Annotated in this window: 27 protein-coding genes; 12 read left to right on the top strand and 15 right to left on the bottom strand. The window is 58.9% G+C overall.

Annotated elements, in window-relative coordinates; genetic code table 11:
* Window positions 1-48: 48 nt before the first annotated feature.
* Both MRS74_RS01640 and MRS74_RS01635 read right to left on the bottom strand, forming a co-directional pair.
* Window positions 49-1218, bottom strand: a complete 1170-nt coding sequence (locus tag MRS74_RS01640) for a nucleotide sugar dehydrogenase (RefSeq protein WP_254578526.1) — start codon at window positions 1216-1218, stop codon at window positions 49-51.
* Window positions 1219-1396: 178 nt separating this feature from the next.
* The gene (locus tag MRS74_RS01635; RefSeq protein WP_254578525.1) at window positions 1397-1561 is read right to left on the bottom strand and encodes a lysophospholipid acyltransferase family protein; all 165 of its coding nucleotides are present in this window, start codon (window positions 1559-1561) and stop codon (window positions 1397-1399) included.
* Window positions 1562-1917: 356 nt separating this feature from the next.
* Between MRS74_RS01635 and msbA the strand changes: the two genes are divergently transcribed.
* Entirely contained in the window at window positions 1918-3678 is a 1761-nt protein-coding gene (gene msbA / locus MRS74_RS01630; RefSeq protein WP_254578524.1) for a lipid A export permease/ATP-binding protein MsbA, read from the top strand.
* A 3-nt stretch (window positions 3679-3681) separates the two neighbouring features.
* The gene (gene waaA, locus MRS74_RS01625) at window positions 3682-4956 is read left to right on the top strand and encodes a lipid IV(A) 3-deoxy-D-manno-octulosonic acid transferase (RefSeq protein ID WP_254578523.1); all 1275 of its coding nucleotides are present in this window, start codon (window positions 3682-3684) and stop codon (window positions 4954-4956) included.
* Window positions 4957-5035: 79 nt separating this feature from the next.
* Here waaA and cyaY read toward each other — a convergent pair whose 3' ends face one another.
* Window positions 5036-5359 (bottom strand): iron donor protein CyaY, encoded by a 324-nt coding sequence (gene cyaY, locus MRS74_RS01620; RefSeq protein WP_254578522.1) that lies wholly within the window; start codon window positions 5357-5359, stop codon window positions 5036-5038.
* Between the two features lie 110 nt (window positions 5360-5469).
* Between cyaY and lptM the strand changes: the two genes are divergently transcribed.
* Genes lptM through MRS74_RS01590 form a run of 6 tightly spaced genes read left to right on the top strand, consistent with a single transcriptional unit; the run spans window position 5470 to window position 10041 of the window.
* Window positions 5470-5619, top strand: a complete 150-nt coding sequence (gene lptM, locus MRS74_RS01615; RefSeq protein ID WP_254578521.1) for an LPS translocon maturation chaperone LptM — start codon at window positions 5470-5472, stop codon at window positions 5617-5619.
* A 14-nt stretch (window positions 5620-5633) separates the two neighbouring features.
* Window positions 5634-6893, top strand: a complete 1260-nt coding sequence (gene lysA, locus MRS74_RS01610; RefSeq protein WP_254578520.1) for a diaminopimelate decarboxylase — start codon at window positions 5634-5636, stop codon at window positions 6891-6893.
* Between the two features lie 14 nt (window positions 6894-6907).
* Window positions 6908-7738, top strand: coding sequence for a diaminopimelate epimerase (gene dapF, locus MRS74_RS01605; protein ID WP_254578519.1), 831 nt, complete (start codon window positions 6908-6910; stop codon window positions 7736-7738).
* Window positions 7735-8421, top strand: coding sequence for a DUF484 family protein (locus MRS74_RS01600; RefSeq protein WP_254578518.1), 687 nt, complete (start codon window positions 7735-7737; stop codon window positions 8419-8421). Before dapF ends, MRS74_RS01600 begins: the two co-directional genes overlap by 4 nt.
* Window positions 8421-9323, top strand: coding sequence for a tyrosine recombinase XerC (gene xerC, locus MRS74_RS01595; RefSeq protein WP_254578517.1), 903 nt, complete (start codon window positions 8421-8423; stop codon window positions 9321-9323). The genes MRS74_RS01600 and xerC overlap by 1 nt, the downstream gene beginning before the upstream one ends.
* The gene (locus MRS74_RS01590) at window positions 9316-10041 is read left to right on the top strand and encodes an HAD family hydrolase (RefSeq protein WP_254578516.1); all 726 of its coding nucleotides are present in this window, start codon (window positions 9316-9318) and stop codon (window positions 10039-10041) included. Before xerC ends, MRS74_RS01590 begins: the two co-directional genes overlap by 8 nt.
* Before the next feature lie 31 nt (window positions 10042-10072).
* Here the strand turns inward: MRS74_RS01590 and hemW are convergent, their stop codons facing one another.
* The 8 genes from hemW to MRS74_RS01550 all read right to left on the bottom strand — a co-directional run bounded on the left by hemW (window position 10073) and on the right by MRS74_RS01550 (window position 16657).
* On the bottom strand, window positions 10073-11212 hold the full coding sequence (hemW, locus tag MRS74_RS01585) for a radical SAM family heme chaperone HemW (protein ID WP_254578515.1): 1140 nt from the start codon (window positions 11210-11212) through the stop codon (window positions 10073-10075).
* A gap of 134 nt (window positions 11213-11346) precedes the next feature.
* A complete protein-coding gene (gene rdgB, locus MRS74_RS01580) occupies window positions 11347-11964 on the bottom strand; it encodes an RdgB/HAM1 family non-canonical purine NTP pyrophosphatase (RefSeq protein ID WP_254578514.1) in 618 nt (205 codons plus the stop codon).
* Window positions 11961-12422: a DUF4426 domain-containing protein gene (locus MRS74_RS01575; RefSeq protein ID WP_254578513.1), complete on the bottom strand. Its 462-nt coding sequence runs from the start codon at window positions 12420-12422 to the stop codon at window positions 11961-11963. The genes rdgB and MRS74_RS01575 overlap by 4 nt, the downstream gene beginning before the upstream one ends.
* Before the next feature lie 14 nt (window positions 12423-12436).
* The gene (gene metW / locus MRS74_RS01570) at window positions 12437-13027 is read right to left on the bottom strand and encodes a methionine biosynthesis protein MetW (protein WP_067377042.1); all 591 of its coding nucleotides are present in this window, start codon (window positions 13025-13027) and stop codon (window positions 12437-12439) included.
* Between the two features lies 1 nt (window position 13028).
* A complete protein-coding gene (gene metX / locus MRS74_RS01565; protein WP_254578512.1) occupies window positions 13029-14195 on the bottom strand; it encodes a homoserine O-succinyltransferase MetX in 1167 nt (388 codons plus the stop codon).
* Window positions 14196-14501: 306 nt separating this feature from the next.
* Window positions 14502-15044 (bottom strand): YggT family protein, encoded by a 543-nt coding sequence (locus MRS74_RS01560; RefSeq protein WP_254578511.1) that lies wholly within the window; start codon window positions 15042-15044, stop codon window positions 14502-14504.
* 78 nt (window positions 15045-15122) lie between these two features.
* Window positions 15123-15947, bottom strand: a complete 825-nt coding sequence (proC, locus tag MRS74_RS01555) for a pyrroline-5-carboxylate reductase (RefSeq protein ID WP_254578510.1) — start codon at window positions 15945-15947, stop codon at window positions 15123-15125.
* Window positions 15944-16657 carry a YggS family pyridoxal phosphate-dependent enzyme gene (locus tag MRS74_RS01550; protein WP_254578509.1) on the bottom strand — a complete coding sequence of 238 codons (714 nt, stop codon included), beginning with the start codon at window positions 16655-16657 and terminating at the stop codon, window positions 15944-15946. The genes proC and MRS74_RS01550 overlap by 4 nt, the downstream gene beginning before the upstream one ends.
* 93 nt (window positions 16658-16750) lie before the next feature.
* Here MRS74_RS01550 and MRS74_RS01545 point away from each other — a divergent pair, with 93 nt between their 5' ends.
* The 4 genes from MRS74_RS01545 to MRS74_RS24145 all read left to right on the top strand — a co-directional run bounded on the left by MRS74_RS01545 (window position 16751) and on the right by MRS74_RS24145 (window position 21123).
* Window positions 16751-17785 (top strand): type IV pilus twitching motility protein PilT, encoded by a 1035-nt coding sequence (locus tag MRS74_RS01545; RefSeq protein ID WP_254578508.1) that lies wholly within the window; start codon window positions 16751-16753, stop codon window positions 17783-17785.
* A gap of 27 nt (window positions 17786-17812) precedes the next feature.
* Complete coding sequence (locus MRS74_RS01540; RefSeq protein ID WP_254578507.1) at window positions 17813-18979, top strand: PilT/PilU family type 4a pilus ATPase; 1167 nt, start codon at window positions 17813-17815, stop codon at window positions 18977-18979.
* Between the two features lie 231 nt (window positions 18980-19210).
* The gene (locus MRS74_RS01535; RefSeq protein ID WP_254578506.1) at window positions 19211-20455 is read left to right on the top strand and encodes an MFS transporter; all 1245 of its coding nucleotides are present in this window, start codon (window positions 19211-19213) and stop codon (window positions 20453-20455) included.
* 146 nt (window positions 20456-20601) lie between these two features.
* Window positions 20602-21123, top strand: a complete 522-nt coding sequence (locus MRS74_RS24145) for a 2-amino-4-hydroxy-6-hydroxymethyldihydropteridine diphosphokinase (RefSeq protein WP_368671242.1) — start codon at window positions 20602-20604, stop codon at window positions 21121-21123.
* Here the strand turns inward: MRS74_RS24145 and MRS74_RS01530 are convergent.
* From MRS74_RS01530 to MRS74_RS01515, 4 genes are all read right to left on the bottom strand, one after another.
* Complete coding sequence (locus MRS74_RS01530) at window positions 21004-21717, bottom strand: SDR family NAD(P)-dependent oxidoreductase (RefSeq protein WP_254578505.1); 714 nt, start codon at window positions 21715-21717, stop codon at window positions 21004-21006. The two genes, MRS74_RS24145 and MRS74_RS01530, sit on opposite strands and share 120 nt — an antisense overlap.
* A gap of 60 nt (window positions 21718-21777) precedes the next feature.
* A complete protein-coding gene (locus tag MRS74_RS01525) occupies window positions 21778-23739 on the bottom strand; it encodes a putative bifunctional diguanylate cyclase/phosphodiesterase (RefSeq protein ID WP_254578504.1) in 1962 nt (653 codons plus the stop codon).
* A 29-nt stretch (window positions 23740-23768) separates the two neighbouring features.
* Complete coding sequence (locus MRS74_RS01520) at window positions 23769-24275, bottom strand: putative pterin-binding protein (RefSeq protein ID WP_254578503.1); 507 nt, start codon at window positions 24273-24275, stop codon at window positions 23769-23771.
* A 305-nt stretch (window positions 24276-24580) separates the two neighbouring features.
* Window positions 24581-25852 carry a dihydroorotase gene (locus MRS74_RS01515; protein ID WP_254578502.1) on the bottom strand — a complete coding sequence of 424 codons (1272 nt, stop codon included), beginning with the start codon at window positions 25850-25852 and terminating at the stop codon, window positions 24581-24583.
* Window positions 25853-25865: the final 13 nt, after the last annotated feature.

Here is a 25865-nt window from a genome sequence, read left to right as displayed (position 1 = left end):
AACAAAACGGACTTACCCTCGCTACGATTGGCCAAGCCCGACAGCCTCCTAGCAATCTCCCCCGAACAGGTCGCGTGTGTAAACCTTGGCTTCTACATTACGGAGTTCGTCGGTCATGCGGTTGGCGACGATTAAATCGGCGCGGGCCTTGAATGCGTCCAGGTCAGCGATCACTTCGGAATGGAAGAATACGCTCTCCTGCAGCACCGGTTCGTAGATGACGACCTCGATTCCCTTGGCCTTGAGCCGTTTCATCACGCCCTGAATCGCCGAAGCACGGAAGTTGTCGGAATCAGCTTTCATTACCAGGCGGTACAGGCCGACGATTTTAGGCTCGCGGCGCAGAATCGACTCGGCAATGAAGTCTTTGCGCGTAGTGTTGGAGTCGACGATGGCGCGGATCAGGTTGCTCGGCACGTCGGCGTAGTTAGCCAGCAGCTGCTTGGTGTCTTTGGGCAGGCAGTAGCCGCCATAGCCAAATGACGGGTTGTTGTAGTGGCTGCCTATGCGCGGATCCAGGCTCACGCCTTCGATGATCTGTCGGCTGTCCAGGCCGCGGGATTCGGCGTAAGTGTCCAGTTCGTTGAAGTAGGCGACGCGCATCGCCAGAAAGGTGTTGGCGAACAGTTTGATGGCTTCGGCTTCGGTGCTGTCCGTGAACAGCGTTGCCACGTCCTGTTTGATCGCGCCCTGTTGTAACAGGGCGGCAAAGGTATTCGCACGCTCACTGCGCTCACCGACGATAATCCGTGATGGGTACAGGTTGTCGTGCAGTGCCTTGCCTTCTCGCAGGAATTCCGGTGAGAAGATCAGATTGTCGGTGCCGAAGGTCTGTTTTAGCTCAACAGTGTGGCCGACCGGGATGGTGGATTTTATCACCATTACGGCATGCGGGTTGATCGCCATTACATCGCGGATAACGGCTTCGACGCTGGATGTGTTGAAGTAGTTGGTCTGCGGGTCGTAGTCGGTTGGCGTGGCGATTATGACGAACTCGGCGTCCTTGTAGGCTTCTGTCTTGTCCAGCGTTGCGCGCAGGTTGAGCGGTTTTTCCTGCAGGTAGGCTTCGATCTCGGTATCGACAATCGGCGAGCGTCGCGCGTTGATCAATTTGATCTTCTCTTCAATGAGATCAAGGGCGACCACTTCGTTGTGCTGTGCCAGCAGCACGGCGTTCGATAGGCCGACATAGCCGGTTCCGGCAACTGCAATTTTCATACGCTATGGTACCTGTTTGTAAGCTTGTTTGGCCTGAATGGTACCACCGAGGTACGCTTGTCGCGCATAGAGGCACGAGTTAGATGTCACGAAAATCAGTCGGTATTCTGGTAGAGAAAAATTTTCCCTTCGGGTGCGTCTTGAATCGTTTGTGTACCCACAGGTACTGGGCCGGGTGCTAGCGGATGGCGCGCTCAAGTTCTGCATGGATGCGAGCTGCATCGGCGGCTTCATCGCCGCTGGAAAAGGGGTCTATAGCCGACAGCAGCTCGAGCTCAAAACTGTTATCAGACAGGCGGTGCTGGGCCAGCATCAGGAAGGGGGAATCATTTAGCTTCACCATGCGCGTGGTGGCCGTGATTGTCGTCTGGTCCGCAGCTTTGCCTCAGTGTCAATTGAACGCCGTATGGCTGGCGTTTGAGCAGTCATGGCAGCCCCCATGGCAAACCAGGTCAGCCAGAATCACGGATGCCAGTAATGTGCCTCAGTTTGGTTTTTGTTTGCCATGAAAGTCGCCCAACCCTGGGTCTCCAGTGAAGAACAGAATTTTACGGCTGCAAGGCAGGATCGGCAAACCCGCTGCCGGTGGCTTTGATCCGTTACAAATTTCTGCGGGTTAAGGTGTTGATCTTGCTCCGCTTGCCCAGGGGCATCCATGTATAATGAGCGTCGAAAATAACGGAACCGGTGCGGTCATTGATGAGTAAGCAACAGACACCCACAACCGAGTTGAGCAGCTGGATGATTTACCAACGGCTGCTGGTCTATGTAAAACCCTACTGGTTCGCGTTTGTCGTCAGTTTTATTGCTTTTGGCCTTTACGGTGCATCCCAGGCGCTGTCGGCCAAGTGGCTGGAGCATGTGGTGGATGCGGTTGAAAAAGGCGCTCTGGACCAGCGTGGGGTGCTGGCGCTGGCAGTGCTGGGAATTTTTGCCCTGCGCGGCATTGGCACCTTCGTGGGTACTTACAGTATCAGTCATGTTGCACGCCAGGTGGTGCATGGTCTGCGTACGGATCTGTTCGATTGCATGCTGGCGTTGCCCAGCAGTTACTATCAGCACAGTACCAGTGGAGAGTTGCTGGCCAAGCTGACCTATAACGTCGAACAGGTGACCGGCGCCGTTACCGAGGCAATCAAGACGCTGTTGCGAGAAGGCCTGACCGTGATAGGCCTGTTCGGTTATCTGTTTTACCTTAACTGGAAACTGACGCTGATCTTTATAGCGGCGGCCCCGCTGATTGCAGTGGTGGTCACTGTGGCCTCCAGGCGCATGCGCAAGCTGAGCCGGCGACTGCAGAAATCGGTGGGTGATATTACCAGTGCCGCGTCCGAAGCCATCAAGGGCTATCAGATCGTGCGGATCTTCGGCGGTACGAAATTCGAGCGCCAGCGTTTTCACGACGCCAGCGACCACAATCGCCGCCAGTTCATGAAGATGGTGGTGACCCAGTCGCTCAATACCCCCGTCGTGCAGTTTCTGATCGCACTGGCGCTGGCCGGGCTGCTGTATACGGCGATGCATCCGGACGTCATGGGCGGCATGAGTACCGGTCAGTTTGTGGCCTTTCTGACGGCGGCCGGCTTGATTACCAAGCCGTTGCGGCAACTGACGGACATCAGTACGCAGGTACAAAAGGGTATTGCCGCGGCAGAGTCGGTGTTTGCGGTCATGGACGAGGCGCCCGAGAAGGACGCTGGGCAGCATCAGGTGAGCCGGGTGCATGGCGAGCTTGGCTTTGACAAGGTCGGTTTTCGCTACCCGGGCGCAGATGGCGTGGTGCTGCACGAACTGGACCTGCAGGTCAGGCCGGGGCAGACAGTTGCGCTGGTCGGGCGCTCGGGCAGTGGCAAGTCGACCCTGGCGTCCCTGATTCCCCGTTTCAATGACGGCTGGACGGGGCGCATACTGCTCGACGGTACGCCATTGCAGGACTATCAGCTGGCTAACCTGCGCGAGCAGATTGCGTTGGTGAATCAGCAGGTGGTGCTGTTTAACGGCACTATTGCACAGAATATTGCCTATGGTGCCATGGCCGATTGCAGCGAAGCCGAGATCGAGGCGGCGGCCGAAGCTGCCCATGTGATGGAGTTTGCCGCCCGCCTGCCCAAGCGGCTTCACACCCCCGTGGGTGAAAGCGGCCTGCTGCTCTCCGGTGGACAGCGACAGCGCATTGCCATTGCCCGGGCCATCCTCAAAAATGCCCCCATCCTTATTCTGGACGAAGCCACCTCGGCTCTGGATACGGAATCCGAACGGCATATTCAGGATGCGCTGGATCAGGTCATCAAGGGACGCACAACCCTGGTCATTGCCCACAGGCTTTCCACGGTCGAAAAGGCTGACCTGATTCTGGTGCTGGATCAGGGGCGTATCGTTGAGCAGGGCTCCCATGCGCAGCTGATCGAGTGCGATGGCGCCTACGCCCAGCTGCATCGCATGCAGTTCGCGGACAGCTGATTGATGGCGCGTCTGCTGTATACGGTATTGCTGTATCTGGCTTTGCCCATCATCCTGCTACGGTTGTGGTGGCGCGGGAGAAAGGCGCCCGCCTATCGCAGCCGCTGGCGCGAGCGCCTCGGTTTTGTGACGCCCTGTGACAACCGTCCCTTGTGGATTCATGCCGTGTCCGTGGGCGAAACCGTAGCCATTGCCCCGCTGGTGGAGCTGCTGCTGGCGCGCAGGCCCGATCTGCCACTGTTGCTGACCACCACGACGCCGACCGGTTCGGCGCGTGTCAGCGCCCTGTTTGGCGATCGGGTGCAGCATGCCTACTGTCCCTGGGATCTACCCGATGCGCTTGCGCGTTTTCTGCATCGCACCCGGCCACGTGGCTGCATCATCGTTGAAACTGAACTCTGGCCCAATCTGGTACAGGGTTGCCATGCTGCCGATGTGCCGGTATTGCTGGCGAATGCGAGGCTGTCGGCCCGCTCGGCCCGGGGTTATAAACGCTTTGCGGCGCTCACGAAGCCGATGCTGCAGTGTCTGAGTCAGGTGGTGGCGCAGCATCAGGATGACGGGGCGCGCTTTGTCGAGCTGGGCCTGCCGGCACGGCAACTGAGGGTAAGCGGCAGCATCAAGTTTGATATTGAAACCCGGCCGCAATGGCTTGAAGCCGGTGCCCAGCTGCGTAAGTGTTGGGGCGAACGCCCGGTGCTGGTGGCGGGCAGCACCCATGATGGGGAGGATGCCGCGCTGTTGCGCGTGCTGGAGCAGTTGCGCAGCGAATTCCCGACGCTGTTACTGGTGCTGGTGCCGCGTCATCCTGAGCGTTTTGAATCGGTGTACCGGCTCTGTCTGGAGGCCGGCTGGTCGGTTGCACGGCATTCGGGACATGGCGAGTCGGCGTCGCAGGCGGGGGCAGTCGATGTTTACCTCGGCGATACCATGGGTGAGCTGATGGGATTCTATGCCGCGGCGGATATTGCCTTTGTCGGCGGTAGCCTGGTGCCCCGTGGCGGACACAATCCGCTGGAGCCCGCAGCCTTGGGCAAGCCCGTGCTGATGGGGCAGCAGGTGTTCAACTTTCAGGCCATCTGCGATGCGCTGGATAACGCCGGCGGGCTGATCCGGGTGGCCGATGAAACGGCACTGGCCCGGGTCGTGCGGGAATTACTGGCGGATCCTTTGCAGTGCCAGCAGCAGGGCGCTGCGGCCCAGGCCTTCGTGGCGCAAAACCGCGGGGCCCTGGAGCGGCTGTACCAGCAGGTCGAGGAGACGCTGCTGAGGCCTTAGAAGTTCAATGCTCAGCGATTAGCCGCTTTTGTTTGGCTGTGCGCCAGTGCGTTCCAAGCGGCTGATTCGGGAAGGCTGTTCAAAATGGGAACCTCAGATCCTCATCCGCCTGCAGGCGGAAAATCTCGTTAAGAACCTCGGCCAGCGGTGCCTTGTCGGTATCGCGTATCCAGCGCTCCAGCGACTCATCAAAGTCAAAATGATAGCCGCCGTTGCGCGCCGCGACCCAGAGCTGCTTGACCGGCGGCTGGCGGGTAAAGATCACCTGGCTGCCATTTTCGCAGACGATGGTGAGCATGCCGCCATGGCTCTCGACGTCCAGATCGCTGTCGACATCCTCCAGCAGGTCTTCGAGGGTGATGAGGGTTTCATCGACGCGGTCGTTGAATTCTGATTCGGTCATCGGTCTGTGGTTCCGCAGTGCTTGGAGCCCGGCAGTATATCCGAGTTTCTGCCGCTACTCATCCCGGGTATAATCGCTGCTTTGGAATCGCCGGAATAGGGGCTGCAATCGTGAAACGCTGTTACTGGATGCTCTTCGTAACCTTTGCGCTGCTGTCTGGCTGTGGCAACAAGGGCGCGCTCTATATGCCGGATCAGGTTGATCCCGCCGCCCCCGTCTCGCAGACATCGGCCCAGCCGCCGGCTCCCGCACAGAACTGATAACGGACAGATTGATGGATAACTTTGAGTACCGCGATGGGCGCCTGCACTGCGAGGACATGAACCTCGAGCGCATCGCTGAAGAATACGGCACACCGCTGTACGTTTATTCCCGTGATGCGCTGGAACGGGCCTATCTGGATTACGCCCAGGCCCTGGAAGGACGTGATGCGCTGGTGTGCTTTGCGGTAAAGGCCAACAGCAATATCGCGGTGCTGAATGTACTGGCGCGCCTGGGCGCGGGCTTTGATGTCGTGTCACTGGGCGAGATTGAGCGTGTGGTCAGGGCCGGTGGCGATCCCGCCAAGGTGGTTTTTTCCGGCGTGGGCAAGCAGGCGCACGAAATTCGCCGCGCACTGGAACTGGGTATCCACTGCTTCAATATCGAGTCGGAAGCCGAGCTTGAGCGTGTCAACGAAGTTGCCGCAGCGATGGGCATGACGGCGAAAGTATCCTTCCGGGTCAATCCGGACGTGGACGCCGGCACCCACCCCTATATCTCCACCGGCCTCAAAGAGAACAAGTTTGGCATCGCCATCGAGCGCGCCCGCGGCGTTTATCGCCGTGCGGCGCAGCTGGCCAGTATCGAGATCGTCGGCATGGACTGTCATATCGGCAGCCAGCTGACTGAGCTTCGGCCCTTCCTTGATGCGCTGGATCGTCTGCTGGTACTGGTGGACGAACTGGCCGAAGACGGCATCCAGATCAAGCATCTGGATCTGGGGGGGGGTCTGGGCGTGTGCTATACCGACGAGCAGCCGCCCTCTGCGGCCGACTACATTGCCGCCGTGCTCGACAAGCTGGGTGATCGTCCGTTGAGCCTGATTTTTGAGCCGGGCCGCTCCATTGCCGCCAATGCCGGTGTCCTGCTGACGCGGGTTGAGTTCCTCAAGAGCAACGGTGACAAGAACTTTGCCATTATCGATGGCGCCATGAACGATCTGATCCGTCCGGCGCTGTACAGTGCCTATCAGGAAATTGTACCGCTGACGTTGCGTGAAGAGGGTGAAAGCAAAACCTACGATCTGGTGGGCCCGGTGTGCGAAACCGGTGATTTCCTCGGCAAGGATAGAGACCTCAATCTGCAGCCCGGCGACCTGCTGGCGGTGTGCTCGGCCGGTGCCTATGGCTTTGTCATGAGCTCGAATTACAACACCAGGCCCCGTCCGGCCGAAGTCATGGTCAGCGACAATCAGGCTCACCTGGTGCGCAAGCGCGAAAGCATCGGTGACCTGTTGCATGGTGAGCAGTTGCTGCCCAAAGATCATTACTGAGAAGCGAAACAGCTATGTTGGTACGTTTTACCAAGATGCACGGCCTGGGTAACGACTTCATGGTGGTCGATCTTGTCACGCAGCGTGCCAAGATCACCCCCGCGCTGGTGAGCCGTCTGGCGGACCGCAATTGCGGCGTCGGCTTTGACCAGATGCTGCTGGTGGAACCGCCGACGGACCCGAAGATGGACTTTCGCTACCGTATTTATAATGCAGATGGCTCAGAGGTGGAGCACTGCGGCAACGGCGCGCGTTGCTTTGCCAAGTTTGTGCGTGACAAGCGCCTGACCATCAAGCCGGTGATCTGCGTTGAAACGGCCAAGGGCAAGGCGGTACTGCGGGTGCTGGAAGACCGCCAGGTGGAAGTGGATATGGGCGCGCCCGAGCGGCTGCCGGCCGAGATCCCTTTTGTGGCGGATGGCGTTGAGGTCAGTTATCCCATCGAGGTGGCCGGTCAGTGGCTGGATATCAGCGCGGTCTCCATGGGCAACCCCCACGGCGTGCTGCTGGTGGATGATGTCAGCACCGCCGCGGTGGATACCCTGGGGCCTCTGCTGGAGCGGCACGAGCGCTTCCCGGCACGGGCCAATATCGGCTTTATGCAGGTTCTGTCCGAAAATGAAATTCGCCTGCGGGTGTACGAGCGCGGTGCCGGCGAAACCCGTGCCTGCGGTACCGGTGCCTGCGCGGCCGTTGTGGCCGGGCGTCTGCGCGGCCTGCTGGGGGATGATGTACGCGTGCATCTGCCAGGCGGTGAGCTGCATATTCGCTGGGCGGGCGAGGGTACATCCGTATTGATGACCGGCCCTGCGACAACTGTTTACGAAGGGCAGATTTTCATATGACCGATCAGGCCAAAGAGCAGCCTAGCGGGCTGGACGAGCAGCAGGTGGCGGAATATCTGGCGCAGAACCCTGATTATTTTTCCCGTCATACAGGCTTGCTGGAAAAACTCTACGTGCCCCACGAAACCGGCACTGCCGTGTCGCTGGTGGCACGCCAGACCGGTGTGCTGCGGGAAAAGAACCAGCAACTGCGCACCCATCTGTCCGATCTGATCGACGTGGCGCGTCACAACGATGTGCAGTTCGAAAAAACCAAGCGCATGGTGCTGGCGCTGCTGGGCTGTGAAACCCTGGATGATGTCGCCATCGCCATAGACGAGAGTCTGTGTCGTGATTTTCAGGGAGATATCACGACGCTGATGCTGCTCGGTGAGGGCGAAGAAAGTGGTGCCGAGCGCTGGCTGAGTGAGGCCGATGCCCAGGCGCTGGAGCCGCTGCTGGGAACCAACCTGCCCAGCTGCGGGCGACTGCCGGAACCGCAGCATCTGTTTGTGTTTCAGGAGCAGGCGTTCCGGATTCAGTCGGCGGCGGTGATTCCGCTGGTGCAGGGCGAAACCCTGGGTCTGCTGGCCATTGGCAGTTACGATCCGCATTACTTTCAGAGCAGCCAGGGCACCCTCTTCCTGTGTTATGTCGGCGAAGTGCTGAGCCGGGTGCTGTCCCGCATACTGAGCCGGCGCTGATGTCGCCTGATCCGGATGTGCTGGATGCATTTGTGCGCTATCTGCGTACCGAACGCCAGTACTCCGGGCACACGCTGGACAACTACAGACGCGATATCGAGCGGCTGCTGCGCTACGCCGTGGCGAACAGCCTGAGTGACTGGAACTGCATCAGGCCGCGGGATCTGCGTGCCTTTATTGCCGAAACGCACCGCGAGGGCCTGGCCGGCAAAAGCATTCAGCGGCTGCTCTCAGCTATCCGCTCCTTCTATCGCTATCTCAATCGCGAAGGCCTGAGCCAGCAGAATCCTGCGCTGGGCATCAGTGCCCCCCGCTCACCCCGGCGTCTGCCAAAAACACTGGATACCGATCAGGCGGCTCATCTGATGCAGATCCCGGTGACCGATGCGGTATCTGCCCGCGATTGTGCCATGATGGAACTTATCTACTCGTCCGGTCTGCGTCTGGCGGAGCTCGTCAGTCTGGATCTGGGGGATATCGATTTTCGCGACGCCAGCCTGGTCGTGACTGGCAAGGGGCGCAAGACCCGCATGCTGCCGGTCGGCAGCAAGGCACTGACGGCGCTGGACGTCTGGCTGGGGCAGCGCGGCAGTTTGTTGCGCGGCGAGCAGCCGGCGCTCTTTATCAGCAAGCGCGGCAACCGTATCAGTACCCGCGCCGTGCAGCAGCGGCTCGAACACTGGGGCCTGCACCAGGCCACCGATGGCAAGGTGCATCCGCACCGGCTGCGCCACAGTTTTGCCAGTCACCTGCTGGAGTCCAGCGGTGATCTGCGCGCGGTGCAGGAACTGCTGGGGCACGCCGATATCGCCACGACCCAGATCTACACGCATCTGGATTTTCAGCATCTGGCCGATGTTTACGACAGGGCCCATCCAAGAGCGCGCAAGAAAGATGATTAAGTGTGTCACCTTCGATCTGGACGATACTCTCTGGGCCATTGACCCTGTGATCGAGATTGCAAACAACTCGCTGTTCGACTGGCTGCAGCGCAATGCGCAGCTCTTTGTGCGTCAGTTCAGCATTGCCGATCTGCCGCGTCTGCGCGATGACATACTGGCGCGCTACCCCGAGATCTCCCACAGCGTCACCCAGATTCGCCTGCGTCTGCTGCAGGAGGGCATGCGCACGGCCGGATACGGGCCAGAACAGGCCGAGGCGCTGGCGCTGCAGGCGTTCGAGGTGTATCTGGAAGGACGCCATCAGGTGGAGTTCTTCGAGCATGCGCTGACCATGCTGAAGGTGCTGCGTGAGCGCAATCTGCAGCTCGGTGCCCTGAGCAACGGCAACGCCGATGTAAGGCGGGTGGGGCTGGGGGACTATTTCGACTTCCAGTTCAACGCCGAGAGCACGGGCCACGAAAAGCCCCATCCGCTGATGTTCCAGCAGGCGCTGGCGCATGCCGGGCTGCGTCCCGAGCAGGTGGTGCATGTGGGTGATAATCCGGTGGCCGATATCGAGGGCGCGCACAACGCAGGCCTCTGGACCATCTGGGTCAATCTCAACGACCAGGCCTGGCCCGGCGGTCCTGCGCCGACGCAAACCGTGCGGGCGCTGAATGAAATCCCCCAGGCGCTGATCGATATCGCAGAGCAGGCCGCAGGTCGCGTCACTCTCTAATCGTTCAGCGACGCGCCGCTCAGCGCTGAGCTTACAGAAACATTTCCAGCAGGTTGTTCAGGAACAGTCGGCCCTGATGGGTCGGCCGTATGTGGGCCGGATCATCCTGCAGCAGCCCCTGCTGTATGGCTCGGTCGAGCTGTACGCGGATGCTGTCCGGGCTGATGCCGGCACGGGCCTGCAGCAGCTGCAGCGGCACGCCGTCCACCAGTCGCAGTGCATTGAGCATGAATTCGAAGGCCAGTTCGTCCTGGGCAATGGCGTTCTCAGCCCCCAGACGTTTGGTCACATCCATATAGGCGGCCGGTTGACGCTGCTTCCAGCGTCGCATGATGCGGTTGTCCGCAGGGCGGGTCAGCTTGCCGTGGGCGCCGGCGCCGATGCCGATATAGTCGCCAAAGGCCCAGTAATTGAGGTTGTGCGCCGCCTTGCGACCGTCGCGGGCATAGGCTGAAACCTCGTACTGGGCAAAGCCCGCTGCGGCCAGCTTGTCCTGCCCATGCTCCTGAATTTCCCAGAGTACTTCATCCACCGGCAGATTGGGCGGGCGGGCATTGAACTCGGTGTTGGGCTCGATGGTGAGCTGGTACCAGGACAGGTGATCGGGTTGCAGTGACAGGGCTGTATCCAGATCCAGCATGGCGCCGGCCAGATCCTGCTGCGGCAGGCCGTGCATCAGATCCAGGTTGATGTTGTCGAATCCAATGGCTCGGGCACTGGCGACGGCGCGGTAGGCTTCATCGGCGTTGTGAATGCGCCCCAGCGCCTTGAGCTGGGCATCGCTGAAACTCTGGATACCAATGGACAGGCGGTTGACGCCGGCGGCCCTAAAGCCTGCGAAACGTTCCTGCTCGAAGGTACCGGGGTTGGCTTCCATGGTGATTTCGGCCTGGGCGGACAACGGCGTGCGTGCGGCGACGCCGGCCAGAATCTGCTGGATTGCCGTGGCGGAAAACAGGCTGGGGGTGCCGCCGCCGATAAAGATGGTGTCGATGTTGCGGCCCTGTACATCGTGCAGCTCTGTGTCCAGGTCCTCCAGCAGTGCCGCAACATAGTCCGCTTCCGGCAGTTCGCCCCGGGCGGCGTGGGAGTTGAAGTCGCAATAGGGGCACTTGCGTACGCACCAGGGAATATGAATATAGAGCGACAGAGGTGGCAGCTGCAGGGACATGGGGTCAGGGCTTCAATAGGAGGAAAAACACCGGTGCTCGATTCCCCCTAAGGTGAACGCGGGAGCCGAATTCCGCTGTCCAACAAGAGCTGGGGCGGAATCCGGATTATCCCATGAGTTGCGGGCAAAGTCCGTCAATTATTCAGGTAGGGCCCGATCTGCTCGGCCAGGCGGGCCACGGCCTGACCGCGGTGGCTGAGGCTGTTTTTCTGCTCGCGGGGCAGCTCGGCGGAGCTCAGGCCGAGTTCCGGCAGCAGAAACAGTGGGTCATAGCCGAATCCCTGCTCCCCCCTGGGCGCATGCAGGATATGGCCTTCCCAGGTGCCGATACTGATCAGCGGACTCGGGTCTTCGGCGTGGCGCATAAAGGCGAGCACGCAGCGAAAACGCGCGCTGCGCCGGGCGTCTGGCACGTCCTTGAGCTGGTGCAGCAGGCGGCTGTTGTTTTCGGCATCGGTGGCGCCGGGGCCCGCGAAGCGCGCCGAGTAGATGCCGGGGGCGCCGTCGAGGGCGTCCACCTCGAGGCCCGAGTCATCGGCCAGTGCCGGCAAGCCGGTGCTGCGACAGGCATGACGCGCCTTGAGGATGGCATTCTCGATAAAGCTGAGGCCCGTTTCGTCGGCGTCGCTGACATTAAAGGCGGATTGCGGCAGCACCTCGATGTTCAGGGGGGCGAGCACCTGGCTGAATTCGCGCAGTTTTCCAGCGTTGCCGCTGGCCAGAATGATACGGGGGTATTTGAGAGTGGTCATTCGGCGTAGAAGGTCTGTTCAAGCTGGATGCTGTAGGCGGGCTGGTTCGGGTCCGGCTGGACGTCGAGCACGATACGCATTAGTTGCTCGTTGGAAAAGGGCAGGCCGCCGATGTAATAAAGCGCGCCCGTTTCTTCTATTTTTTTGAAACTGATGTCGCTGCTCTGGCCGATCAGGTTGCTGGCGCTCCCCTTGACGATGGCGGTCACGGGGGTCTTGCTGCCATCACTGGCTTTTTGCAGTACCGATACATTGATCAGGGCCAGGGTTTTGCTGCGGGTCAGACCATAGCTCTGGGCTACCTGCGGCTCGACAAAGGTGCTGTTGAAGGCGTTGTAGTGCACTTCATAGTCGCCATAGGCGACGAACTGGTCAGCCTGGGCGAGGCTTGCGCTGAGTGCAAGGCCTGCCAGCAAGCCCTGCACAGCATGGCGTACGGTGGGTGTTAACGCGTTCATGGGGGCTCCTGATGTTATCGGGTGATGCGGTAGATGGCGATTTCGCCCAGCATGTTGGGCCAAAGTCGCAGCCACCAGCGATCACGGTGTTCATTGTCCACGACGGTACGATCCAGGATATGAATGTTGCGTTCAACACACAGACGCTCAAAGTCCTTAAAGGTACAAAAGTGGATGTTCGGGGTGTTGTACCAAGTATAGGGCAGGAATTTTGACACCGGCATCTTGCCGCGCAGTGCCAGATAGCTGCGCGCACGCCAGTGGCCAAAGTTCGGGAAGGTGATGATGCATTCCTTGCCGATACGCAGCATCTCGTCAATGATCTGATCGGGACGGTGCATGACCTGCAGCGCCTGGGTCATGATTACGGCATCAAAGCTGGCATTGCGCAGCGTCGCCAGGCCCTCATCGATGTCCTTCTCGATCACATTGACGCCAGCCTCCAGGCAGGCGGTAATGTTGTCGTGGTCTATCTCCAGGCCGTAACCCTCGACCTGCTTGTGTGTGGCAAGGTAGCTCAGCAGTTCGCCGTCGCCACAGCCGAGATCCAGTACCCGGGTGCCGGGCCTGATCCAGTTCTGAATGATGTCCAGGTCTACGCGCATCTCAGCGGCTCTCCTGCACAGCGCAAGGGATGTCGGCGACGACCTGGCCCATGCAGGCGCCGAACACTTCCATATAACGCGGTATGGGAATCAGGAAGGCGTCATGGCCCTGGGGGGAGTCGATTTCGGCATAACTGACGGCCTTGCCGGCATCGATCAGGGCATCGACAATCTCCCGCGAGCGCTCGGGTGAAAAGCGCCAGTCGGTAGTGAAGGAAATGACCTTGAACTTGCACTGCGCGCCGCGCACCGCTTCGCTCAGGCTGTCGCCAAAGCTGGCGGCCGGGTCGAAGTAATCCAGTGCCCTCGTCATCAGCAGATAGGTGTTGGCATCGAAGGCGGTGGAAAAACGTTCGCCCTGATACTGCAGGTAGGACTCGATTTCGAATTGCGGGCTCAGATCAAAGCTCAGCTTGCCGCTTTTCATGTCGCGGCCGAATTTCTCCCGCATGCCGTCGTCCGACAGGTAGGTGATATGGCCCACCATGCGCGCCAGCATCAGGCCGGTCTTGGGGATGGCCTGTTCGGCGTAGTAGTGGCCGTCGTGGAACTGCGGATCCCGCGTAATGGCCTGGCGTGCCACCTCGTTGAAGGCGATATTCTGCGCCGAGAGTCGGGCGGCGGCAGCGATGATAATGCAGTGGCGCAGGCGCTGCGGGTAGTCGATCGCCCACTGCAGTGCCTGCATGCCGCCCAGGCTGCCCCCGATCACGGCGGCCCATTGCTGGATACCGAGATGGTCTGCAAGACGAGCCTGGCTTTCGACCCAGTCGGGCACAGTGACGATGGGAAAATCCGGGCCATAGGGCACACCTGTTTCCGGGTTGAGCTGATTGGGCCCACTGGAGCCGTGACAGCCCCCCAGATTGTTCAGTCCGACGACAAAGAACCGTTTGGTATCAATGATCTTGCCAGGGCCGATGGCCGAATCCCACCAGCCGGGCTTGCGGTCGTCCATGCTGTGATAACCGGCCAGGTGATGATTGCCGGAGAGGGCATGGCAGATCAGAATCGCATTGGATCGGTCGGCGTTCAGCGTGCCGTAGGTTTCGACCGTCAGGCTGTAGCTGTCCAGCTGGCGTCCGCAGGCAAGCTCCAGTGGCTGGTCAAAGTGGAATTGTTGTGGCTGGACCAGACCGACCGAGTCTGCGGGGATGGACGTTGGCATGTGCTGATATCCAGGTGCTGAAGTAATCGGGGGCAGGCCGTGCGAAGGACCTGTAACCGGGAGTAAAAAACGGCATGGGCGGGTTAGGGCCAGCCACTATTCCCCTGTCCGGTGATGTCCGGGCCAGGGGCCAGATGTGTACAGGCTTTTGCCGGCCCGGCCTTTGATGGGCACCGCCTAGATGCATAAGTTCAGACTGTCAGCCTTGCTGACGGCCACAGAACTTGCCCTTTGAGACTACTCCGGGTTACAGGCGGCTGTTGTGTGTCAGGTCATTTCCCTGTCACTGAATGGCAGCTCGCCATCCTACATTACCAGGCGGCTGACCTGGGACTGCATGATCTGAATGGCCAGAAAAATCAGGATCGGCGACAGGTCCAAGCCGCCAATGGGCGGAATCACCTTGCGGGCCAGGGCAAACAGCGGTTCGGTCAGCTGAAGGATCAACTGGGGTGCTGGGTGATAATTGTTGGGCGCTATCCAGCTGATTATTACCGCACCGATGACGGCCCAGAAGGCGATGGTCAGCAGGGTATTCAGCAGGCCTGCGAGGGCAAACAGCAGCAGGCTGGCGATGGGCACGCTTTGTCCCGCGGCCAGCACCAGCAGGAAGAGTGTAAGCAGCTTGACGCCATAGGCCAGCACCAGCGCAGACAGGTCTACCGAGCCCGCCCGGGGAATGATCCGCTGCAGAGGTCGCAGTGGGGTGCTGGTCAGCCGTGCAACGGCCTGGCTGATGGGGTTGTAGAAATCCACCTTGGCCAGCTGCAGTAAGAAACGCAAGACGACGATAAACGCATAGAGCTCGCCGATTGTGCGGATGATCAGAAGGATCGGATCCTGTCCCATGGCTGTTTCGCCGCCTTAGATTCAAGCTGTTGATTTGCTGGCAAGTATAGAGCCTTTCAGGCGCTGAATGAACCGCTGCTAGTCTTTCAGAAGCTCTGCGAGTTCCTTGGAACGATTGGCGCAGGCCTGCATGGCATCGTCCACCAGGGTTTCAAGTTGTGCGCCCTGAAATGTCAGTATGGCCTGCTCTGTGGTGCCCTTGGGAGAGGTGACACCCTGGCGTAGCTGGGTTGGGCTGAGCGCGCTGTCGCTCGCCATGCGCGCAGCACCAAGGGCCGTCTGCAGTGTGAGCGCGGTAGCGGTTTCAGGAGCCAGCCCCAGCTTTTCTCCGGCAGCGATCATGGCTTCCATAAACAGGAAATAATAGGCGGGCCCGGAGCCTGATACGGCGGTTACTGCATGAATCAGTTCTTCGCGTTCAACCCAGAGCGCCAGCCCGACGTGCTCCAGCAAGCCTTCGGTCTGCTGTTTCTGCAGCTGCGAGACCCTCGCGTTGGCGAACAGGCCGCTGGCACCGGTTTGCACCTGGGAGGGGGTATTGGGCATGCAGCGCACTACGGCGTTATCGCCGCCCAGCCAGAGATCCAGACTGTCACAGGCGATGCCGGCGGCCACCGAAACGATCAGCGGACGCCGCTGCATGACTGTATCGCGCAGCGGTGTGCAGACCTGTTTCATCATCTGCGGCTTGACCGCCAGAATAAGGATATCCGCGGCGGCCGCGGCGGCATTGTTGTCGGTGCCTGTGTGAATGCCCAGGGTGCTGAGATCGGCCAGTTTGTCTGCCTGAGTGCCAGTGGCCCAGATGCGGGTGGCCGGATAGCCGTTGTGCAGCAGTCCTGCGATGATGGCGCGGGCCATGTTGCCAGCGCCGATAAAGGCAACAGTCGGTTGTGTGCTCATAGTGAATTTTCCTGGGTATTTGCGGGCGAGGTGCGGGGGCCGAAAATGGATGTGCCAATACGCACTATACTGGCCCCTTCGGCGATGGCGGCGTCCATGTCACCGGACATGCCCATCGACAGGGTATCCAGCTGTGGCAGTTCGGTTTGCAATTGCTGCAGCAGGGTGCGCAGGGCAGCAAAGGCCTGCTGCTGCAGTTGCGCATCCTGGCTGGCAGCGGGAATGGCCATCAGCCCGCGTAGCTGCAGGCGGGGCAGCTGCGCGACCTGTAGTGCCAGATCCATAACGGTATCGGGCAGGCAGCCCGATTTGCTGGCCTCGGCGCTGATATTGACCTGCAGGCAGACGTTCAGGGGCGGCAAGTTAGGGGGGCGTTGCTCGGACAGCCGGCGAGCCACCTTGAGGCGGTCGACACTGTGCACCCAGTGAAAGTGCTCGGCAAGCTGGCGGGTTTTATTGGACTGGATGGGACCAATAAAATGCCATTCGATGGCAAGGTCGGCCAGTGCCGCTATCTTGTCCAGACCTTCCTGCAGGTAGTTCTCGCCGAACGCGTGCTGGCCGGCGGTGAACGCCTGGCGCAGTTCATCGGCCTGGCGTGTCTTGCTGACAGCCAGCAACTGTATGCTCTGGGGAGACCGTCCGGTAAGATGCGCCGCGCGGGAGATTTGTGCGCGCACAGCGCAAATATTGTCTACTATATTTTTCATACCCTGCTTTTAGCGCCGTTGGCCATTGGATTGACTGGACTATTCTGCTAGAAATAGGGGCTCCAATGGAAGTGGTACCGGGTGCCGAACGCTATGGATATAACCGAACTACTCTCGTTTGCGGTGCAGCAAGGGGCTTCCGACCTGCATATCACGGCCGGTATGCCACCGGTTATTCGTGTCGACGGCGACATACGCCGTATCAAACTGCCGCCACTGGATCAAAAGGCCGTTCAGTCGCTTATTTATGACATTATGAACGACAAGGTCCGCAAGGCCTTCGAGGATACCTTCGAGGCCGATTTCTCGATTGATGTCCCCTCGCTGGCGCGTTTTCGTGTCAACGTATTCAACCAGAACCGCGGCGCGGCGGCGGTTTTTCGTACCATCCCCAGTCGTGTGCTGACACTGGAAGATCTCGGGATGGGCAAGGTGTTTCAGGATCTTGCGTCCCTGCCCCGGGGGCTGGTACTGGTGACCGGGCCTACCGGTTCCGGTAAAAGTACCAGCCTGGCGGCCATGATCGATTACGTCAATGATACTCGACCCGATCACATTCTCACCATCGAGGATCCGATCGAGTTTGTGCACGAAAGCAAGAAGTGTCTGATCAACCAGCGCGAGGTGCACCGCGATACGCAGAGCTTTTCAAACGCACTGCGTTCGGCGTTGCGTGAAGACCCCGACGTTATCTTGGTGGGTGAGATGCGAGACCTTGAAACCATTCGTCTGGCACTTACGGCGGCGGAAACCGGTCATCTGGTGTTCGGCACATTGCATACCACCTCGGCGGCCAAGACTATCGACCGTGTGATCGATGTTTTCCCGGCGGCCGAAAAATCGATGGTGCGCTCGATGCTTTCGGAGTCGCTGCAAGGCGTTATTTCCCAGACGCTGCTCAAAAAGACTAACGGCGGCCGTGTGGCGGCGCATGAAATCATGATAGGCACACCGGCCATACGCAATCTGATCCGTGAAGACAAGATTGCACAGATGTATTCATCCATTCAGACTGGCGCGGCTTTTGGCATGAAGACGCTGGATCAGGCGTTGCTGGAATTGTTGAAAAAAGGACTGATTTCGCGCGACATTGCGCGGGAAAAAGCAAAGAATCCGCAGGGTTTCTGACGGGTACATGGCTCGGGGTAACAGGCAGTGGACTTTACACAACTTTTAAAAGTAGTCATCGACCGCGACGCATCGGATTTATTCGTGACCGCGGGCGCTCGTCCGAGCATCAAGGTAGACGGGACCATAAAGCCGCTCACCAAGGAGCCGCTTACCCAGTCGCAGGTGCGCTCCCTGGTGTACAGCACCATGAACGACAAGCAGCTGGCCGAGTTCGAAGGCACTAGTGAGTGCAACTTCGCCATCAGTGCCCGAGGCATGGGGCGCTTTCGAGTCAGTGCCTTTATGCAGCGCAACTCGCCGGGCATGGTGCTGCGCCGTATCGCGACGCATATCCCCTCGATGGAGGAGCTGAATCTGCCTCCGGTGCTGAAAGATCTGGCCATGACCAAGCGCGGGCTGATCCTGTTTGTCGGCGGCACCTCGACAGGTAAGTCCACCTCGCTGGCATCCATGATTGACTATCGCAACAAGCATAGCCGCGGTCACATCATCACCATCGAGGATCCGATCGAGTACATCCACGATCACAAGGAGAGCATCATTACCCAGCGTGAAGTGGGTATCGATACGGAAAGCTTTGATGTGGCGTTGAAGAACACACTGCGCCAGGCGCCGGATGTGATTCTGATGGGGGAAATTCGCTCCAAGGAAACCATGCAGCACGGCCTGGCCTTTGCGGAAACCGGCCATCTGTGTATGGCTACACTGCACGCCAACAATGCCAACCAGGCGCTGGATCGCATCATCAGCTTCTTTGGGCCGGAGCACCACAGTCAGATATGGATGGATATGTCGCTCAACCTCAAGGCCATAGTGGCACAGCAGCTGCTGCCCACCACTGATGGCAAGGGGCGGCGCGCCGCGATTGAGGTCATGATCAATACACCGCTGATTCAGGATCTGATTCGCAAGGCCGAAGTGCATGAGATCAAGGAAGTCATCAAGAAATCCACCAACCTCGGCATGCAGACCTTTGACCAGGCGCTGTTCGAGATGTACAGGCAGGGCACCATTACCTACGATGCCGCGCTTGCCCATGCCGACTCGGCCAACGACCTGCGTCTGATGATCAAGCTGAGTGCGGATACCAACCCGGACCTGGCGGCAGCGCCGGAAGACAATTCCTTCCTGTTGCAGGAAGAAGATGACTATCTGAACGAAAAAGGCGATATCGACATAAAAACCATGTAGCCCTCTCGCCCGTTTGGAACCGTCGTATTGACGACCCCACAGAAATGGAGCCGCAGGGCTCCATTTCTGTTTTTGACCAGCAACCCCTTGCGGGCTGGAAGTCGCACAGTTTTAGTGTAAATTACTGTAATAACAGCGTTTTGCGCCTGACTCTACAGCTGTACGGGTAGCTGAGAGTCCGGCAATGCAGTGGCGTATGATTATAATAATAAGCTATGGATCAGTATGGTTTTGCAACGAAGCATTGAAAGCCGGTCGTCCTGTCGGTCGGCGTTTTCATCCCGCATATTCTGTCTCTATTTCGGAGGCAGCGCCTTTCTGACGCTGGCGACCTGGATTACCCGATTTTTGATTGGCTGGAGTACCTGGGATCTGACGCAGTCGCCGCTCTGGGTGGGTGCGGTCAGCGCCGCCATGCTGCTGCCTACTTTCTTTTTGTCGCCGGTGTTTGGGGTACTGGCGGATCGCCTTGATCCGCGCAAGGGCATGCTGGTGGCTTATCTGAGTGAGGCTGTAATCAGCATCAGCGCTGCGGTGGCCAATTTTCAGGGCGTATTTTCGCTGAACTGGATATTGTGCCTGGCCTTTATGCTCGGTGTGGTTTCTGCCGCTCAGCACCCTATGCGCCTTGTGCTGTTACCGCACCTGGTGGCGCGGCCATCGCTGCCCAGTGCCGTCGGACTGGCATCCATCACTTACAACCTTTCACGCATTGTGGGGCCGGCGCTGGGCGCCTGGCTGCTGCTATCCGTCTCCACCGCAGCGGCATTCCTGCTGGTATCGGCCCTGTTTGGGGTGGGTTCGCTGTTTTTGCTGCGCATCCGGGTGCATGTCCCTCGCTCGCAACATCATGCCGAGTCCATTTTAACGGCCATGTCACAGGGGCTGGTGGTGATTCGCAACTCCCCGCTGATACGGCTGGTACTGATTCTGACCATGGTGGATGGCATGATCGGGCGCAGCATCATGGAGCTTTTGCCGGCAATTTCGGGCCGCCTTATCAATGGTGACGCCAGTACGCTGGCGAGTCTGAGTGCTCTTGCGGGTCTTGGCTCTGTACTGGGCGGGGTCATAGTGTCGCGCATGCGTGGACGGGAACGCACGCTGTTGCAGCTGGTATTTGCTTCCCTGCTGTTGAGCTCTGTGGTGGTGCTGATGGTGGCCTGGGTGCGTGACTTGGCGGGGCTGGGGCTCATGATCATGCTGGTGAGCATGGCTGTTACCATGATTGGCACGGGGTGTCAGGCGCTGATTCAGGTCTGTGTGGCGGATGCCTACCGCGGTCGAGTGTTGAGTATCTGGACGGTGGTGAGCCTTGGTGTACCGGCACTGGGGGCCTTTTTTATGGGCTCGGTCGCTGAACTGGTGGGTTTTGTGGTGGTGCTCATCGCCTGCGCTCTGGCTACGGCTGCGCTGGTCGTGCTGCTGTGGCAGCGGTGTCAGGTTGCAGCCGTGCTCAAAGGCGTAACGGCATAATGTTTATCGGTTGAAAGCGTGCATTCGTACCGCGATGAAAGCGGCTGGGGCGAGGATCCAGAGGCTCGTACCTGAAGTGCGATCCCTCTGTCACGGCCCTGATTCATAAAAACAAGGCGCCCTGGTTGGGCAGGGAATGAGGCTATATGTATTACTATCTGTCGGTTGGCTCCAATATCGATCCTGAGGCGAATATTGCGAGGTGCCTGGAAATTTTACTGGAGCATTTCACCACGGCCTTCGTATACCCCTGCACCTATACCAAACCTGAGTGCATGGTTACCGACAAGGTCTTTATCAATACGCTGGCAGTGATTGAAAGTGATATGGCTCAGGATTCACTCAAGGCATTCTTTTGCAGCGTGGAAGAAATTCTCGGGCGGGACCGCACAGACAAAAATCGCAGTATCAAGGACCGTACCTGCGATATTGATATCATTCTGTGCAGCAGTGAGTTCTCGCTGAATGTTTTCAGCGGCTGTCGTGAAAGCTATTTGCAGCAGGTACTGTGTGAATCATCTGACAAGGCTCGCGTGGCGCTCTTTGGGTCATATTTTTCCGATCGACCGGCCGCCATCTATTTTAACGCTGCTGCCCGTAACAAACTGGTTATCGACTATAAATCCTATTCCCTGAAAAATGGGTTCGAATCCGGATTCTCCCGCTAACAGGGTTTCATCGAGCACCGCTTTCTTTTCATCGTCCTTGTGGCTCGGCAGGAACATGAGCGGGCCAGGAGCTATGCTGTTGACCCTGATGCCGGGGGCATACTTTTTGGCGAAGGATTTTGTCAGGTTTTCAAGTGCCGCCTTGGTACTGCAATAGAGGCCAAACTCCCGATTGGGGTTGTCGGCGTAAATATCCGTGATATGAATGATACATCCGGGCTGCGCTTTGTTGTACAGCAGTGACTGGAGCGCTTCATTGAGGTAGGCGGGCAGGCGCATGTGTACCCGGTAGAGTTCGTCGTAAAAACCGCACAGGTCATCCTTGTGGGTCGCGTCCTTTTCGAACAGTGATGCATTGTGGACCAGCAGCGAGAGTGCGTCATTCTGACTGCGAATGCTGTTGACGGCCGCTGCGAGGGAGGTTTCGCAGCTGTAGTCGGCCAGTACGACCTGCAGGTTTTGCGTACCCAGTGCATCAAGTTCTGCGCTGGCCTTGCGGGTAAGGGCAATCACCTTGCAGCCCTGTGCAAGGAAAGCCTGAGTCAGATACAGGCCGAGCCTGCGGCTCGCGCCGGTAATCAGTACTGTGTTCACTCGGTGTCTCTCGATAGTGTTTATGCTGTCGGCATGGTATGGGAAGTTTGCCAGGCCTGGTTATCCCAGGTCCTGGACCTGGACGCTCAGGGTGTGGGCTTCGAACAGTTTTTCGAAGGCTGCTGCCGAGACTGGGTGAGAGAACAGGTATCCCTGCCCGAAGTCGCAGCCCATGGCCTGGAGCAGTTTTTGCTGTTCGTTCGTCTCGATACCTTCGGCAATGACCATAATACCCAGCTTCTGGGCCATTACGAGAACTGCTTCGCAGATGGCCAGATCGCTTGCGCCCTGTTGCAAGTTTGCAACAAAGGACTTGTGTATCTTGAGGTAGTCGATGTCGAATTTCTTCAGATAGGACATGGACGAGTAGCCGGTGCCGAAGTCGTCCAGTGACACCTCAATCCCCATGTCGTGAATGGCAACGAGGCGCTTGGTAAAGCTGGCATCCATCAGCAGGCTTTCGGTGATCTCGATGGCAATGGCATTGCCGGGCAGCCCAACGGACTCGAGACTTCTGCGCCAGTGCTCCAGACTGTTTGTCTCGGACCTAAGCTGCAGTGGCGAGGTGTTTATACTCACCTGGAAAGCGGGCTGGTACTGCTGGCGCCATCGCTGCGTCTGACGGGCGGCCTCATGGAATACCCAGTTGCCTATGTCGATGATCAGGCCCGTCTCCTCGGCGATGGGGATAAACTCCAGTGGGTAGATGATGCCGCGCAGCGGGTGCTTCCATCGCAGCAGTGCTTCTGCCTTATGCACCGTGCCGGTGGCCAGTTCGATGATGGGATGATAGTACAGCTGAAATTCTTCATTCGCCAAGGCGTTGCGCAGGTCATTGACCAGATGCATCTTGGTCTGAGCCGCTTGCTGCATGGAGGCGGTGAAGTAGTGGAAGCGGTTACGACCCTGTTCCTTGGCAACGTACATGGCTTGGTCGGCGTTCTTTAGCAGCGCATTTACATCGTTGGCATCGTCGGGGTAGAACGTAATGCCAATGCTGGCGGAAACGAAGCCTTCCCGGCCATCGAGTTCAAACGGGTCGCTGAGGGTTTTTAAAATCGCCTGGCTTATACTGGCGACATGTTCGGTGTCGTCCAGATCGCTCAGAATAATGGTGAACTCGTCGCCGCCCAGGCGTGCGACTGTATCGGACTCACGCACACATTCGCCGAGCCGTCGTGCGGCTTCCTGCAGCAACAGGTCACCGACTTCGTGTCCCAGGGTATCGTTAATATCCTTGAAGTTGTCCAGGTCGAGGAATAACAGTGCCAGGCGGTCTTTGGTGCGGTGTGCTTTGCGGATCTCCTGCCCCAGTCGGTCAAGGAACAGGCGCCGGTTGGGCAGGCTCGTCAGGGGGTCGTAGTTGGCCAGCTGGCTCAGGTCTTCCCGACTGGCCTGCAGCTGTTTGATCTGCCGAATAACGATATAGAAAAATAGTAGCGTCAGTAGCAGCTGAAACACGATCAGCCCGGTGCTTATGGCAATCTGGCGCTGCACTTCAGATGCACGGTGTTCGGCATGGATGCCAGACTGATGCACGGAGGCCAGCGAGAGGTCATTCAGGCTCGCCTGCAGGGGCTCGAGCTGTTTCAGGATGGACTCTATAACTGCCTGATCCAGTGGCTGTTGGGAGTCTTGGGTGAAATAGCCCTCGTTGTTACGCAGGAAGGCATCAATGCGCTGAAAGATTGGCGCATAATCGGTCCCCTCAAGCAGCTGTTCTGTGGCCGGATTTTGTCTGACTGTATCGACACGGCTGTAAAAAAGATCATACCGCAAGCTCAGGTAATCCATATCCATGGAGGATGGATCCAGCACCGCCGTATAGAGGGCATTGTTGAAGCGCAATGCTTCGGATTGCAGCTGAAAAACGTTCCAGCTGACATTGCTTTCACTGTACTGGACGGTGCTGCTGAGCAGCCGGCTATGGTGAAATTGCAGATACAGCACACCGGTAAACACCAGCAGCAGTGCGGCGCTTATGAGGATTAGCCAGTATGTGACTCTCTTGTTCGACTGCATGTGTGCTCGTCTTAGTAGCTCAGGCTGTTCTAGTCGATGTGGATAGCCTTAAGCTGCCATATAGATTGGTCGTAGTATACCTGCGACTGGGTTTCACTATCACTATCAAAGGGATAGATCACAAAGAGCGGCCCTTTCTCGCGTACTGACATACGCTTGTCGTCTTTGTGTGTCGCCACAATCAGGTTGAAACGGGTGCTGTTGTCCATAGGTATGCTGACTTTGTAGTCATTCAGCGCGATCGCCGTAAGGGTTTCGCCCTGGGCGCCGACCTTGGTCAGGATATCTCGCATGAGCGGGCCGGAAAACTTGTGCGGCTCCGGGAACCAGGGGGTGGAGGTGGTAAAGCTGTACTGTGGCAGTTGCTCAAGCATAGCCATGTCAAACTCATAGCCACTGTCACTGTTGGTCTGACTGATGGCGCCGCTGAGGGTCAGAATTGGCTTTTTCGCGCGCACTGCGTCCTCGGCGTGGCTTGGTAATGCGGCGAAAAACAACAGACCCAGTGAAATTATCATTCGACGGAAAGCAAACATTTCAGTAGTCCTTCTTGGCTGAGGCTTGTGCCAGTGCGAGTGGTCGCGGCAGGCTGCGAAAGCACCGGTGTTCCGAATGGCCTGCGGTTGCAGGTTAAGGGGCGGTAACGAATATCTGGAAGGGCGCTGCCCTGGCGGGGTATAGAGTTTTATTGGGTGCATCTGGCCATGATCATCCCTGAGTTAGGCAAGCCGCTTAAGCCTAGAACATTAAAGGAGAAAATCAATTTTCAGGCGGCAGGTTTAGGAGCTCGTGGGTAGGGGTGAAAGGCGGTGCCACAGGGCTGCGGTACCGCCTTGGGGCGCTAGCGCTGAAACACCATAGTGCCGCCCAGCAATGTATGGGTCACCTGGCCACGCAGTTCGATGCCCATAAAGGGGCTGTTAGCCCCACCGGAGCGGGTGGTGGCCGCCAACGGAGTCCAGCGCGCTGCCGGGTCGAAGATGCAGACATCCGCCAGGGCGCCTGTTGCGAGTGTGCCGGCCCGAATGCCGAGAACCTGTGCGGGTTCCCAGGTGAGCTTGGCGATGAGCTGCGGCAGTTCCAGTACATCCTGATCAACCAGCATCAGGCTCAGTGACAGCAGGGTTTCGAGTCCGGCAATACCGGGCTCGGTGGCCGCAAAGGGGGCCTGCTTGGCAATGGGGTCATGGGGCTGGTGGTCGGAGCAGATGGCCTGGATGCCATCTGCCAGCAGCACCTGACGCAAGCCGGCACGATCCAGCTGGCTGCGCAGCGGCGGAATCACATGGAAGTTGCTGTCAAAACCATTGACGTTGCTGTCGCTGAGCAGCAGATGGTGCACCGCGATATCGGCGCTCACCTGCAGTCCCCGTTCGCGCGCCTCCATGATCATGCGGGCCGAGCGTTCACAGGATATCTGGCCGAAATGGGCCCGCGCGCCTGTCTGTTCGATCAGCATCAGACAGCGGGCCACCTCCACCGTTTCGGCCGCTTCCGGGATGCCCGCGAGACCCAGTCGGGTGCTGGTCGTATCATCATGCATGCAGCCGGTGGCCAGCTCCGCATCCTGGGCCTGAAACAGCACCAGAAAATCATGGGTGGCGGCGTATTCAAGGCAGCGCATCAGCACCAGGCTGCTGCGAATGGGGCGGCGGCCGTTAGTGAAGGCGATGCAGCCGGAACTTGCCAGGGCGTGCATCGGCGAAAGCTGCTCGCCTGCCAGACCCTGGGTCAGGGCGCCCATGGGCAGCACACGGGCCTTGCCGGCGGCACGGGCCTTGTCCTGGATCAACTGCGCGACCGCCGGGGTGTCGACAATCGGACTGGTGGTCGGCATCGCCACCAGAGTCGTGATGCCGCCTGCGGCCGCGGCCCGGCTTTCCTGAGCGATGCTGCCCTTGTGGGTGGCTCCGGGTTCGCGCAGGTGGGTACAGAGGTCGATCAGCCCCGGGCAGACCACCTGTCCGGTCGCATCCAGGGTGCTGTCCGGCACAAAGCCCGCCGGCGCGTCGCCAAGTGCTGCGATAAGGCCGTTACTGATATACAGGTCGCAGATCTTGTCCAGTGACTGGCTCGGGTCGATCACACGGCCACCGGCTATCTTGATGTTCATCGAGTGGTTTCCT

The sequence above is a fragment of the Marinobacterium sedimentorum genome (genome assembly GCF_024267675.1).
GTDB lineage: Bacteria > Pseudomonadota > Gammaproteobacteria > Pseudomonadales > Balneatricaceae > Marinobacterium_A > Marinobacterium_A sedimentorum.
This window is presented reverse-complemented; position numbering and strand designations above follow the sequence as displayed.